General features: G+C 30.4%; 13 protein-coding genes and 2 CRISPR repeat arrays (1 of these 15 only partly in view). All 13 genes read right to left on the bottom strand.

Annotation, left to right across the window (positions count from 1 at the left end):
• Nucleotides 1–67: 67 nt before the first annotated feature.
• The 13 genes from KGF48_RS17410 to KGF48_RS17350 all read right to left on the bottom strand — a co-directional run bounded on the left by KGF48_RS17410 (nt 68) and on the right by KGF48_RS17350 (nt 13725).
• Entirely contained in the window at nt 68–250 is a 183-nt protein-coding gene (locus KGF48_RS17410) for a hypothetical protein (RefSeq protein WP_227868345.1), read from the bottom strand.
• Entirely contained in the window at nt 250–543 is a 294-nt protein-coding gene (locus tag KGF48_RS17405) for a hypothetical protein (RefSeq protein ID WP_227868344.1), read from the bottom strand. Before KGF48_RS17405 ends, KGF48_RS17410 begins: the two co-directional genes overlap by 1 nt.
• 13 nt (nt 544–556) lie before the next feature.
• Nucleotides 557–2245 (bottom strand): glycine rich domain-containing protein, encoded by a 1689-nt coding sequence (locus tag KGF48_RS17400; RefSeq protein ID WP_227868343.1) that lies wholly within the window; start codon nt 2243–2245, stop codon nt 557–559.
• 13 nt (nt 2246–2258) lie between these two features.
• The gene (locus tag KGF48_RS17395; protein ID WP_227868342.1) at nt 2259–3062 is read right to left on the bottom strand and encodes a phage tail protein; all 804 of its coding nucleotides are present in this window, start codon (nt 3060–3062) and stop codon (nt 2259–2261) included.
• 11 nt (nt 3063–3073) lie between these two features.
• A complete protein-coding gene (locus tag KGF48_RS17390; RefSeq protein WP_227868341.1) occupies nt 3074–3691 on the bottom strand; it encodes a YmfQ family protein in 618 nt (205 codons plus the stop codon).
• Entirely contained in the window at nt 3684–4733 is a 1050-nt protein-coding gene (locus KGF48_RS17385) for a baseplate J/gp47 family protein (RefSeq protein ID WP_227868340.1), read from the bottom strand. Before KGF48_RS17385 ends, KGF48_RS17390 begins: the two co-directional genes overlap by 8 nt.
• A complete protein-coding gene (locus KGF48_RS17380; protein ID WP_227868339.1) occupies nt 4734–5153 on the bottom strand; it encodes a DUF2634 domain-containing protein in 420 nt (139 codons plus the stop codon).
• 4 nt (nt 5154–5157) lie between these two features.
• Complete coding sequence (locus tag KGF48_RS17375; protein ID WP_074178024.1) at nt 5158–5418, bottom strand: DUF2577 domain-containing protein; 261 nt, start codon at nt 5416–5418, stop codon at nt 5158–5160.
• Between the two features lie 13 nt (nt 5419–5431).
• Nucleotides 5432–7318, bottom strand: coding sequence for an NlpC/P60 family protein (locus KGF48_RS17370; protein WP_227868338.1), 1887 nt, complete (start codon nt 7316–7318; stop codon nt 5432–5434).
• Nucleotides 7311–8003, bottom strand: coding sequence for a LysM peptidoglycan-binding domain-containing protein (locus KGF48_RS17365; RefSeq protein ID WP_227868337.1), 693 nt, complete (start codon nt 8001–8003; stop codon nt 7311–7313). Before KGF48_RS17365 ends, KGF48_RS17370 begins: the two co-directional genes overlap by 8 nt.
• A gap of 11 nt (nt 8004–8014) precedes the next feature.
• Complete coding sequence (locus tag KGF48_RS17360; RefSeq protein WP_227868336.1) at nt 8015–10372, bottom strand: tape measure protein; 2358 nt, start codon at nt 10370–10372, stop codon at nt 8015–8017.
• 65 nt (nt 10373–10437) lie between these two features.
• A complete protein-coding gene (locus KGF48_RS17355) occupies nt 10438–11214 on the bottom strand; it encodes an SHOCT domain-containing protein (RefSeq protein ID WP_227868335.1) in 777 nt (258 codons plus the stop codon).
• A 194-nt stretch (nt 11215–11408) separates the two neighbouring features.
• Nucleotides 11409–12101: a CRISPR direct-repeat array (repeat unit 30 nt; unit sequence ATTTAAAAACATCTCATGTTATTCTTCAAC).
• Between the two features lie 238 nt (nt 12102–12339).
• Nucleotides 12340–13725, bottom strand: a complete 1386-nt coding sequence (locus KGF48_RS17350) for an RNA-guided endonuclease TnpB family protein (RefSeq protein WP_227868334.1) — start codon at nt 13723–13725, stop codon at nt 12340–12342.
• A gap of 22 nt (nt 13726–13747) precedes the next feature.
• A CRISPR array of direct repeats spans nt 13748–14009; the repeat unit is 30 nt; unit sequence ATTTAAAAACATCCCATGTTACTCTTAAAC; it runs 160 nt beyond the window's last position.

The following is a 14009-nucleotide window of genomic DNA, read 5'->3' as shown; positions in this document are numbered from 1 at the left end:
ATAAACGTCTACAAAATATAGGCAAAATGTAAATGACTTTATATATTTTTAGGAATAAAAAAAGAACCTATACTGTAGGTTCTATTCCTTCTAACGCTCCACTATGTTCAATTATATAATCCTCTACTGCTTTTCTGTACTCTGTGTTAGTAACATCATCTAATTCAAATTCTCTATTTTTTAAAGGGTTCAATCCTTTGTTTAATATTCTCTCTGCCAATATTCTTACTACAACATTATTTATATTCATTATAAAATTCCTCCTACTTTTTCATTTTCTGCAATCAATATTTGATTTTCTAACTCTTGTATTCTCTTTTCTTCATCACTCACATATATTGGTATTTCTTCTAAAATTGGTTGTTTAGTTTCTATATTTATACTTGTAATTCTATTTTTAGTATAATCTATACTTCCATACTCAATATCAATATAATGCAGTTCAGTTATTGTATCATGTTCTAATACATCCCCTGTTGCTTCTCCTGTTTGCAAGAGTATTTTGCCTGTTTGGTCACATATAATTCTATTTGCTCTATTCACTTTATCACCCCATTTATATAAATTTTATAGCGTGCCATCTATAATGAAGATTAAAATAATTATTAGATGCAGGAATACATACTCCATTTTGATTAATATATACATCACGTTCATTGTTGGTACATACTATACCAGCAGCTCTAAAATCTACATTATCTAGTTTTTCTTTAGAAAAACTAGTATCAATAGTAAAATCTTGTTCGTTTGAAAATATAGGTATATTACAAATGGCAAAAACTACACATTTATAAAATACACTATTAACAGTAACATTTTCATGCTCAGCATAAAAAATATTAGGAACAAAACCTAAATTATCAATTTTAATCCAATCATTAATATTTCTATCAAACGTATTTCCATATTTACCACCATACATATTTGCTTTTCCTGAGAATTTTTGAACTTCAGTTGTCCCTGTTGCATATTTATACTTAGAATTTAATTGTGTTATAGTATTGTTAGCTTGAATTAACTGGTTCATCAAATTTTCAATACTAGCATCTCCACTATCAAATAATGCCTTTATTTTCTCTGATAATTCTACTAGTGTATTGTTTAAAGATGAATCTATATTCTTTAATGCTAGAATATTTATAATACTGGTTTTACCATTCTTAAACCCTTCTCCAATCTCTGTTAACTTAGTTGATATATCTTGTAAATTAGCATTAGTTGGCAGTGGCATTATACTCTTACTTATAGTAACAACTTTCTCATAAGTCATGTTATTAATATCTGTAACAACTATTTTAAGTGTATGAAGTGCATTATCTTCAAGTGTATAGTTAATAGTTTTTTCTAAGTATAAATCTGTAGTAAAAGCTTCTTTTAATACATCATCTATAAACCATTCAATTTTAGATAGTTTATTTTCTTCTGTATGTCCTGCTGTAAAAACAGCCTGTTCTGATGTATAAGAACTAATAACGAGAAAAGGTAATCCTTGCAATAATGTTATTTTAGCTTTTCCATTTTCTTCTGCAATGCCTCCACCAACAGTCATAGAAGTATTTTCTAGCCAATATTCTTTGGTTGGTATATATCCAGCTGGTTTATAACTATTTTCTGTTAAAACATAGCCACTTCCACCACCTGCATTATAACCGCTCCCACCTCCATACCATCCGCCACCTCCACCGCCATAATTTTCTCTTGAACTAGGTGATACAGCACTTCCGCCTTTTCCAAAAGAGCCATCTAATCCTACTTGGCCTTTACCACCATTAGTTTGAGTTCCTTTGCTATCTGCTTTAGAACCATCACCTCCAGCGTCTCCACCACCATCTCCACCTTTTGTTTCAAAATTATTTCTACCACCTCCACCTGCGACAATAATACGAGAAAGTAAACCTTGTTCATTATCCCAAGAACCACCAATAAGTCTTATATCTGTTGCTCCGCCACCATTGCAATACAGTGTTTCTCCATTAGAAAGTCCTTCATGCATCATTGCTTTTCCTCCACCATTAAATGTAGGAGCATAATTGGAACCTTTCTCACCAGTGTAAATGTACAATGCTGTCTCTTTTTTTAATGTAAGTTCTCCTTTTGAATATCCTCCTTTAGAGCGCAAGTTAGTATCAGTTATTTTGCAACCTCCACCACCAGCTGCTCCCCAACATTCAAGTAAATACTTTCCTGGTGGCAAAACAACTTTTTGTTCTCCATATTTATAGTTAAAGTCATAAATCTTAGCCATTTTATTCTCCTTTCTAGATAGGTAACATATTATTTATTGTATTTATGTTAACCCCATTAAATCCTTCTATCTTTGCAACCACTTCATCTATTGCCCCTTGGACATTGGTAGAATTTAGTTTACTTACTGTATTATCATAACTTGTTTTCTCTGCTGTTGTTTCTATACTATCTACTCTAGTTTTCACCTCATTTATTGCACTAACAAGACTAGTTTTATCTGTTGTTTCAAGGATTGTTGTATCTCCTATTTTGTTGTTTAACTCTGTCTTAGCAGTTTCTAAGTTGCTTGTTAACTCTGTCTTAGTTGTATCAATTTTATTATTAACAGTACCTATTTTAGTTTCTAAGTCTTGTATATCTTTGAGTGTGGCAAAGATTATTGTAGGGTCAATTTTAAGTTCTATATTATTTACATTAGATACAATAAGCACAGTTTTAACCTTCATGTCTACCACTGCACCTTGTTCTATAGAAGGTTTATAACACTCTTTGTATTTAGAAATGGCAATTAAATTATTTTCATCATCTAAATATCCTATTTCTCTTATCATAAACCCACCTACATTACTTGGTATTAAACTCTCTAATATTATACAATTTGGTGCAGTTTCATCTGTAGTTGTATTTCCGATATTGCCTTCCCATACCACATTTTTAAGTGCTGTCTGACTTTCAGTAGGAGTATACTCACTCCCCCCTCCATCACCAAGTTGAATTTTTACAAATCCCACTTTATTACCTGTGACACTTGCATTTGCTATCTTTGCTTTTCCTACATTTGTAATTATAGTGTAATAACTTTTATCTATAGCCAATATATCACCTCCTAAAATATTGTTACCTCTTGGTATCCAACTCCATTGCCAGTTAATACATCAATTTCTCCATAAGTTTCTATATCTGGTGGACTCCAAGGGTATATAGTTATTTCTTGACCCATTAGGGTTGTTATACCAAAATTCATATAATTGTCTTTGCTTATAAGCACTCTAGTGTAATCTAGCGTCATGTTGCATGGCTTAATATTACTTACAAAAGAATGAACTTCTTCAAACCAATCTTGATTTCTAGCATCACTCTCTAAATGTATGTTATAAGTAGAATTATTAATAGTTAACTCATAGTTTCCTTCTCCAACTATACTATCTAGCCAGTTCCTTAAAAATCGTTCTGAATAAGGTAATTTACTTATATATTTACTAAAAATCCTAAACCTTCTATCCTCTAAAGTTTCATTTGATTTGGGAGTTATAGACATTATTTTTTCCCATCTTTTCACACCACTTGGAGTTAAATCTTCTAAGAACTGGTCATTTAAGACGTCATCTAATTTATCATATAGTATCTTTATTTCTTTGTTATCTGCATTAAATGCTTTTATATATTCTTCTTTGTCCCGTAAAATCTGTGGTAAGTAACTTATTAGATTTATCTCTTTATCCAACTACATCACCTCTTACTACTATTGAATCTTTATCAACACTAAAATTTGATGCAACATCATTTATCATAGTATTTCCAATGTCTAATACTCCATCAATGCTAAGTAATCTAGTTTCTATCTGAGATATACGAACTATTAAGTTTTCTTCATCTTCCCAACTCATATTAAGTTCATTTAAATAGTCGTCAATTACTTCTTCTGCAATTGATTTTATATTCTCCCAAGTGTATCCACTCTTATATGTTATTGTAGTACTTATATTTATAGTTGTACTTGTAACTCCTTCAACAGTGACTCTATGACCTATTGGTGCTAATCCTAAGCCTTGTCCTTGATGTCCAATTGGGTCAATTTCTTCTTGCACTAAATTAACTAAGTCAGTGCTTGGTACTTTGAAATTAGAATTAATTATTACTAACTTAACAGTACCTCCACCGTTCCAAACAGGATAAACTTTAACTCCTCCAACATCTTGTATTTTGTTAACCTCATCTTTATAGTTTTGAATATTACCCCCAAAAGATTGAGAATTTAAACTATCATAATATCGTTGCCTTAGACTGTCCTCTGATTCTTCATCTTCTCCATTTATTAGTATTTCTGTTAATTCAGCAGTTTCAAGACCGTCTATATATTCAATTGGAATCAACTGACCAAGTTCAAAAATAGGTCCAGCAGTTTCACATTTCATCTTATATATTCCTTCAGATATTCTCTCAATTGCTGTATAATTGTACTCCCCTAAATTAAACCTAGAATCAAGTGGAATATCTATATTAAAGACACCCTTAGCAATTGTATTAGTAGCAGGCAAAGGTGTGATTCCTCTTTCCTTACATCTCTTCTCTAAATAGTAATAACTAGCAGTATCTACGAATGTTTGGTCTAGTAATTCATCCATGGCAATGTAAGTTTCTGTAAGTTCTATAGCAACAGGAGCAAGAGCATTATATATTATAGAACCTTCTCTTTTATCAAATGTATCTGGTACACTATCTAACATTCTTTTAATTATATTTTCAAAAGTCATTAACTCAAACAATTATACACTCACCACCTTCTCTGCTTTTATATTTCCATATTTACTGTAAACTGTGAACTTACAATGTACTTTACCCTTTACATTTTGAAACTCAAAATTATCTACATTTTCAACCCTATCATCTTGAATTAGTGCTTCTTTGATTCGTCTTTCAAGTTCGGGTATTACATATGAAATAGGCTCTCCAATAAGGTCGTTCAACTCGACTCCATAATTCCAACTATATATTAGATGTTGGTATCTCTCTGTGTTTAAAATTAAAAAGATGGTTTGTTTTAATGCTTCAACATCATCACAAATACCATCTATCTTAGATTTTTCTATATTTAATTTAAAGGTCTTACTTGGTTCTTGCCTTACATCAAAATTAATTATTGAGACATCTTCAATATCATAGTCAATGTTATCTGTTGGTATCACTTTATCACATCCTATCTAAAATCAAGTATTGTTGCCCTCCTTGCATACGAATTAAAACTAACTTATCTCCTATTTTTTTATCTGTATATCTTTTAAATGTATCTGTTTGTATTAGAAAAAATTCACCAATAGATAGTTTTTGTTCTATCTTAACTCTTAGAGGGCTAATACTTTCTATTGTTCCAAATACAACTCTCATTGGATTACTTGTTTCTACTGCATCCATTGCTGCTTTTTTTATTATCTGTAATAAATCTTGACTCATATTATCACCTCACTTATATAAATCTTCTCACATGTGTATACGCTTTTCCTTTTCGATATGAATCAACTGATTGTATTTTTACTACATCACCAGTCTGTGGTGAATGAATCATTTGACCATTTCCAATATACATCACAACATGATTGTTACTTCCTCCACCAATTCTGCACAATAAATCTCCTGCTTTCCACTTACTTCTATCTTTTAAATCTACTGCTTTTCCTGCTTTACTTTGTGCAGAAGCAGTACGAGGAATTTTTATACCTATTTGTTTATAACACCATTGAGTTAGCCCACTACAATCAAAAGTATTTGGTCCTTGTGCTCCATACGCATAATTACAACCCAGTTTACTTTTTGCTATACTAACTAGTTTATCTGCTTTAGAATTATTTGCATTACTATTTTGATTATTACCTTGAATTTGATAAGTTTCTTCTTCCTCTCCATTTATAATTATATACCCTTTTCTTTTGCCAAACCTATTGCATTCACTCGCTGTAGACATTAATATATCTATGTCATAAACTCCTGATGAAGATATATTAATAGCACTTCCGTTATCTCTAACTGTATAGGTTTTTCCGTCTATAGATGAATCTGGTAATATTACTTTGATTTTATCATTTAGTTTTATAAATGGATGGTCCTTTAAAAACTTTTCACTATACCAACTTTTATAATATTTCTTTACATCCATAGGAGCTGCACAAGTTTGATTTTTAGGAACTAATTTTTTTCCAGTACAATCTTTATCTCCACCTTCTATACCAGGACCCGGCCAATATGCTGTAAATAATGCTGGTACTTTTCTTCCTGTATTTTTTTTCGTAGTACTTTGTGCAGGACCATTTTTCTTTTCCTCTTTATTGTTAGTATTTACACTACTATAACTTGATGAATAAGAAGCAAATTCATCTCCATCAACAAGAGTTAAATCCATGAAATGACTGTTATTTTCAAATGTATGTTTTACTTTCTCAACTAACATATAATTTTGTAATTCAATATCTCCTAGATTTAAAAAAACAGGTATTAAACAACCTGCTCTCACTCTAATATCTCCAAGTACATTTTTTAAACTTAATGACTTAGTTTTCTTATTATATAATTTTAAAAGTATATCACACTTTTGTTTTATCTCTGCTTCACTCATGTTTTTATCAACTGTCTCAAACATTTGAAGTATTCCCCAACTTCTCATATGTGCTGAGTCTTGAGCAATATACACATCTCTTTTTCCTGACTCCTCGTTGTCTCTGACAAGTTTAATTTTTGTATAAGTATCACTATCTATTGATGAATTATAGTCAAAGTCCTCGATTACATCATTATTCATAACAGCATCTAATTTCATTGATGCAACATTCTTTAATGTTATTCTTCCAAAATCATCATATAAAACATACATTTCTTTTTTCTCTCTTAGAGTATCATCTAGTGCAGTTAATATCATATCAAAGAGTGTTTTATTTTCTTCAACTCTAGATATTTTATATTTTGTATCTTCTATGACATTGTATTTTAAGTTAAAATCTTTAGCCAACATTTTTACAAGTTCACTTGCTGTTTTATTACTATATACATAAGTATCTTTATTTTTAAAATATCTCAACTGGTCGTAAGCAACAATTTTAATGTGATTTTCTTTATCTCTTTTCTTTTGAAATATATATCCATAGAATATGCCTACACCCTTGTAATACAGCCTTACAGAATTACCTTCACAAAACTCTAATATATCATCCATAACTATTGTAAATTCTAATTTACTTGGTGTACCTCGTCTTTCTATCTCCCATGTAATGTTATCAAGGACAACTGGCTCATAGAAATCTTCCCAATGAGCAATAACTAACCTTACATCCCTATCATTTGCTAATACTAATTCATCAGCCAAGTTTTAACACCTGCCCTTTATAGATGGTGTATTTAGGTACTTTTTTACCCTTATTTGCTTTATCCATCATTATTTTATTTAGTTCATATACTTTCTTATATAGTGAACCATTACCAAGTTGTTTCTGACAAATTGACCAAAGAGAATCACCACTTTTGACTGTGTATGTTTTAGCGTTTGGTGAATTGACTGAATCAACACGTTTTGGTTCTATTTTTATGCTTGGTCTCCCAGCATCATTACTTTTAGGTGTAGCAGGAACTAATTTTTTAGTTGAGTAATCTCTATATTGCTTTAATTTTATTGCAACTTTAACATCTGAACCATTGTCTGCATCTTCTGAAATAACATACTCTTCAAGAGATACTTTTATATTAGTGTTAAATAATACTTTGTTACCTAACTCACGAGACACAATGAATTGGAATGGCTTACAATCTGTCTTTAGTAATTCTAGTTTACTTAAAAAGAATTGGACATCCCTAAATTGACCACGATAAAAGGGCAGTTTATTATGTGTAAATTCTGCTTCAAAATTTATTTCAGATAGCCCTTCCTTTTTTAATATATTTACTTCTCCAACATTTATTAAATCAATTGTCTTATTTTTATTTGTCACTTTGACTTCAAGCTTACCAGGTGTGATTGGTAATTGTACTCCATCTAAGTAAAAATCATAAGCCATTTAAACACCTCCTAAACTATTCCTTCTGCTGATACAACCATAGCGTCGTTTAATTTTTCTGTTAGTACGTTAACTATACCGTCCACATCTGCATCTTTACTTATGTTGTTTGTATTGTTCATATCAATTTTTATGTTTACTCCTGTGAATCTATTGATTGTTTCCTGTTCTGCTATATCTCTTAAGTATTTTAAGTCCTCTTGACTTTTATCCATTGTCTTTGCCATTTTAGCTGTGTTTCCTGCTGTGTCTTTTGCTCCTTTGGCTGCGTCGCTAAGTGGAGAATTAAGTCCACCAGAACCAAATCCATCTCCTAATCCATACTTTTTGTCCCAAAGGTCGTCTAATCCTAAATCTTTTTTTGCCTTTTCTGCTATTTTGTTGATGTCAAAAGCATCTTTTAATTTATTTTCTAAATTTTGACCTACTTTATATCCTTTATTAAAAGAGTCAAATGGATTTTTAATGTCCATATATGGTGCTTTCCAGTCTTGTGGTTTAATAGGCTCTTTTAATGTTTTTTGATAGTTTTTTAAACCTCCAACAACAGAGTCTATATTTTTTGTATAACCATGACCAAATGTATCTATATTTACTCCGGGTATTTTATTAATTAATTCAATTAACCCATTTACCGCTTTTATTGCTAAATTTACTCCATTTATAAATACATTTGCAAGTGTTGTTGCACATCTATCGAAAGAACCTCCAACATCACCCATTGAGTTTATAACAAAATTTGCAAGATTATAGAATAACATCTGTGCATTATAGACACCAATGTTAAATGAGTTAACAAAGAACTCTACAAATGCCATCACAATATTCCAAGCTGCTGCGAATACATCATAAATACAAGCTCCCAAGAAATAAAAACACCCTACTACTACTCCAGTTGCAGAAATGCTTGTTCCTGCAAAATGATTGAATATTGCTACTCCTACAAATATTGCTGCTATTACTAGAGCCATTACAGCAACAACTTTTAAAATACTTACACACAATAAAGCATTCGCTTGACTTAAACCTAGCGTTTCTAATTTATTAAGTAACAAAAATCTAGTTTCTGCCATTAATTCACCATTCAATAAAGCTGTTGCAAAGCTTTGTGCTAGGGTTAATGTTGTATGCAGTGTTTGTATTGCCAAGAGAGAAATAATAGTTATTTTATAAATAGCTATTACTGCAATGATTCCCCAAATCACAGGAGCAATGATTGACCAATTCTGTGCAAATACATTAGCTACATTAAGTGCTTGTGTTATTATCCAACCTAGCCCTTGTACAACTAAACTAGTGCCAACAATCATCACATTAAAAAAATTCTGAAAAGCTGGACTACTCAGTAAATTAATAAATCCACTAAATACATTAAAACCAACTGCTCCAAGTACGTATAATGAGTCTTTAACATCAGTTATGAAAGTTCTAAATCCTTTGCTTGAAACTGTATCCTCAATTTTCTTCTGTATAGCTCCAAATATCATAACTGCATTATTTTTTACACTAGTAAAGATTTGACCTAATGTATAAGGCATCTTCTCAAATTCTGCATTGGTCTGCTCTGCTGCTGAAAGTAATGAGTTTTTTACAATGTCTGCTGTAAGCATTCCTTCACTTGCCATGCTCCTTATTTTTCCTATGTCCACATCGAGGTAATCCGCGATAGATTTAATAATATTAGGTGCTGACTCAAATACAGCATTCAGTTCTTCTCCTCTCAACACACCAGAACCCAAACCTTGAGTCAATTGTAAAAGTGCCGAACTCATCTCTTGAGTACTAGCTCCTGCTATTATAAATTTTTTGTTTAATTGCTCTGCAAAGCTTACTATTTCTTTTGTACTACTAAATGCTTTGCCTGCATTCATACCCACCCTGCTTACAATTTTTGCAGTATCTAAATAAGATGCTCTTGACCTCTCAGCCGATTGAAATATCATTTTATTTAATCCGCTATCTGATTGTTGCCCATCATTTACCATGCCAAGTCTTGCATTTGTGCTGGTCATTTGGTCACTTAAACTACCTAATCCTCCTAAAGTTTTTAAGCCCATATAAGTCCCAACAACCTTTTTAACACTTCCTAGCAATCTATCTGTATTACTTGCTCCCTTGTTAATATCTTCGTTAAATCTTCTCTGTTGCTCGTCAGCTTTTCCTATATTTTGTTCTATCCTAGTAAGAATACTTTCTATATTATTCAAACTTTGCTGAGATGTCTGTATCCCACTGGTATTTATAGGGTTGTGTAATCTTTGTTGCAATCGTTCTAAGCTATTAATCGTTGTGTTAATAGAAGTAGTCATATTGCGAAATGCAGGTGTCATTCCGTCGAAAATCTTTATTGAAGTTTGTATCGTTGCCATTTTCTCACTCTCCTTTCTAAAATTCTTATATAAAAAAACACCTACATAAGTAAGTGTTTTTTATATTACAAATTCAATAATTCTTTTTTCTTAGTATTAAATTCGTCTTCTGTTATTGCTCCTAAGTCTAATAAATTCTTATATTTTAATATTTCATCTGCATTAGAGTTATTATTATTAATTTCTTCTCTTTCCTTTTCTATATCTTTTAAAATTATAGCTAAAATAGATAAAATCTCTTGTGCTTCTGCATACGCTCTTTCATATCCAATAGAATTTGTCTTTGTTTTTACATTAATTAAATTTATATATGCCACAGGCTCTGAAATAGTTTTTAATGTAAGCTTTATTTGTAAATTTTCGATTATCTTTTTTGTCTTTTTCTTACCTACAATGCTACCAACAATAGCTCCTGTACCACCAAATAAAACGCCTCCTGCTATAGCACTCCCAAGACCGCCTTTTGTTATAGTCTCTCCGTCTTCTAACAATTCAAAGCCTGTTATATTTTCAAAACTATAAACATTTTTCTTTATTTTCCCATTTTTTCTTTTAGTCTCTATATATATGAGTTTATTAGTTTCATCAAACTTTATAAAACTGTTAATTTCCTTAGTTACATTAAATTTTTCAACTAAAAAATCATTCTGTTTCTTAGAATCTAGAACGATTTGAATTTCAGATTTTGTAGGTAATCCATCTTTAAAAGTAAATTGTTTGTCTTTATACTCCATATAATCCATTAGACATTCTATACAAACAGCACCATCCTTTATTTTTTGGTCTGTCTTTTCTTTTCCACATATACAGCATGGTTCTTTTGATTTTCTAAATAACCCCATAATATTACCCCCTACATAATTTTATAAGATTATTATACTATATCAGTAAAATTTTTACATTATTATCACATCCTTTCATTAAAAAAACACCTACATTAGTAAGTGTTTTTTAGTATTTTTATAAATATTTATTTTTACATCCTATGTTATTCTTTAACAAAAATAAGTGGAGCTTTGCAAAGTGTGAGGTTTAGATTTAAAAACATCCCATGTTATTCTTCAACTACAAGAACTGGCTGGTATGTGGAGGATGTTAACAAATTTAAAAACATCTCATGTTATTCTTCAACTATAAATGGAGTAAGTACAGCTACAATAAAAATTGGATTTAAAAACATCTCATGTTATTCTTCAACAGCTGTTGGTATGGTTTCAATAGGTTTTAGAAGTACATTTAAAAACATCTCATGTTATTCTTCAACGCGTTTTAGCAGAAGAAACTGTGTTAGTTGATATTGAATTTAAAAACATCTCATGTTATTCTTCAACGAAATATTGCTTATGTAAATGTGGGAATTGTGGCAAATTTAAAAACATCTCATGTTATTCTTCAACTGTTATTTGAAGAAAGTGCTGTAAAGTCTATTGAAAGATTTAAAAACATCTCATGTTATTCTTCAACTCTCTATCAGTCGATAATGTATATTCACCATCTTCATATTTAAAAACATCTCATGTTATTCTTCAACGCATTAAGTTCATCTATGTCCTTTGAATACTCAGTATTTAAAAACATCTCATGTTATTCTTCAACTTTTATCGCTTTTTCTCTATAAGAATCTGTATACGTTATTTAAAAACATCTCATGTTATTCTTCAACTCCAGAAGAAACTTATGTATTTGTTCCAACAACAGCATTTAAAAACATCTCATGTTATTCTTCAACCACTTAAAAATGCACATTCTTAAATAAAATAAAACAACATAACCATTGTAAATACTAGCATTAATCAAATTTATCCCAAGTGTTTTTAAATTTCGGATGTTTTTACCTAGCGATTCGCTAGGACGATGATAATTGCTACATTTAGCAACTATCTTTGCGAGTGCCTATCCCAAATCACTTGGGATGACCTCACATTTAGGATGCGTAATCACCCTATATTTATATTATATCTATTTAATTATACAAATTCTATACTTCTGGCTATATTTATAGCTGCATTATGGTCTGCATTAAGTTCAAATCCACATTTAGTGCATTTAAAATTTGCTTGTGTCTGTCTATTTTCCTTGTCTATCTCACCACATCTTGAACACTTCTGACTTGTATATGCTGGATTTACATATCTTACAGCAATTCCTTCTCTTTCAGCTTTATACTCAATCATTTTCTGCAATTCAAAATATGACCAGTTTCTTAAGATAATATTATCAAATCCATCTTTAGTTAATTTTTCTATGTTTATATATTCACACTTATTACTTTTAGCAAATTCTACTACTCTTTTACTTAGTGCATGAGAATATGTTTTTACAAAGTTTCTTTCATTTTCTTGTAGTTTATCAAGTAATTGAGTTTTCTTTTTACGACCCTTTCCTCCATTTGTAAGAGTTAAGTCCTTTTGAAGTTTTCTTCTTCTAGTTTGCATCTGTTGTCTTACTCTTAAGAAGTTATTAATGTCACCAAGACCTTTTCTTTTATATGTATCATCATTTAAACACATATAAATAGGAACAGCTACACCTAAATCTACACCTAAGGTTCTGCCTTCTACTGGTTTATATACATTAGAGTTTTGAGGTATGTCTATAACTAGATTTAATATTATATCTTTATTGTTTTTAGCAAACTGCATAGAACTATCACAAACCTTATATTCTTTACTTATAACCTTATCTAAAGTTGTTTTAAGCTCATTTACATTTTCATTATCTCTTTTACCTAAAACCACCTCTAACCTATATCCGCACATAATATCCAAATAAAAAGTATCATCTATATATTTGAAATTAAGCTGTTGATTACTAATCATTAGTGGATTATCATTTCTATAGTTTCTTAAACTTTGTTGTCCTGTTATAATTCCTACAAAGTCATTACTATAATCTTTTTTAATCCTTTGCGTAACTAGGCTTAAAGTTCTTTTGTACTGAATATTAACCATACTATCTAAAACATGGTCTAATGTATTAGATTTCAAGTATGTATTTTTGAAAAGTTCATCTATTCCTTTTCTGTATTCTTCTGATTCTTTAAATGCCTTCTTCTCTCCATCTAATATCTTTTTATTAGTCTCAATCGCTTTTAATACTTCCTCTTTCTTTTTATCAGTTATCTTCTCTTTTTCTAAGTCTTTATTAAGTTTATCAATTTTACCTTGTAATCCTTCTATACTTTTCTTTAGTTTCTTTTCTGCTCCACTATCTACATTATGTAATACTGCATTAGCATGTATTATACCTATGCCTATATTTAGAGCTTTATTTTGTTCTCTTTGTTCTTGCCTAAAGAATGTATAAAATGTACTATCATCACATCTTACTTTTATTTTTCTTGTACTTATCATCTTTAACACCTCCTTTTATAATTTTATAAAACATCATATGTTACTCTTAAACGTATTTCTGCAACTCTAACAATCTCATTTGCGTAGATTTAAAAACATCATATGTTACTCTTAAACAGTAATTGCAGTATAAATTGTTTGAGCTATCAAAACATTTAAAAACATCCCATGTTACTCTTAAACAGTACTTGGTGCTGTGTTATTAATTTTGGATTTAGATTTAAAAACATCCCATGTTACTCTTAAACTGAGATAGGATTATTATTTTCTTTCAACCACACTTA

Source organism: Clostridioides sp. ZZV15-6388 (assembly GCF_020657755.1).
GTDB lineage: Bacteria > Bacillota > Clostridia > Peptostreptococcales > Peptostreptococcaceae > Clostridioides.
The sequence above is the reverse complement of the archived record's forward strand: the minus strand, read 5'-3'. Positions and strand labels throughout refer to the sequence as shown.

What these genes read in the sequence shown, in the direction of transcription:
- KGF48_RS17410 (WP_227868345.1), bottom strand. Translation starts at nt 250, where the DNA reads ATGAATATAAATAATGTTGTAGTAAGAATATTGGCAGAGAGAATATTA.
- KGF48_RS17400 (WP_227868343.1), bottom strand. Translation starts at nt 2,245, where the DNA reads ATGGCTAAGATTTATGACTTTAACTATAAATATGGAGAACAAAAAGTT.
- KGF48_RS17375 (WP_074178024.1), bottom strand. Translation starts at nt 5,418, where the DNA reads ATGAGTCAAGATTTATTACAGATAATAAAAAAAGCAGCAATGGATGCA.
- KGF48_RS17365 (WP_227868337.1), bottom strand. Translation starts at nt 8,003, where the DNA reads ATGGCTTATGATTTTTACTTAGATGGAGTACAATTACCAATCACACCT.
- KGF48_RS17360 (WP_227868336.1), bottom strand. Translation starts at nt 10,372, where the DNA reads ATGGCAACGATACAAACTTCAATAAAGATTTTCGACGGAATGACACCT.
- KGF48_RS17355 (WP_227868335.1), bottom strand. Translation starts at nt 11,214, where the DNA reads ATGGGGTTATTTAGAAAATCAAAAGAACCATGCTGTATATGTGGAAAA.
- KGF48_RS17350 (WP_227868334.1), bottom strand. Translation starts at nt 13,725, where the DNA reads ATGATAAGTACAAGAAAAATAAAAGTAAGATGTGATGATAGTACATTT.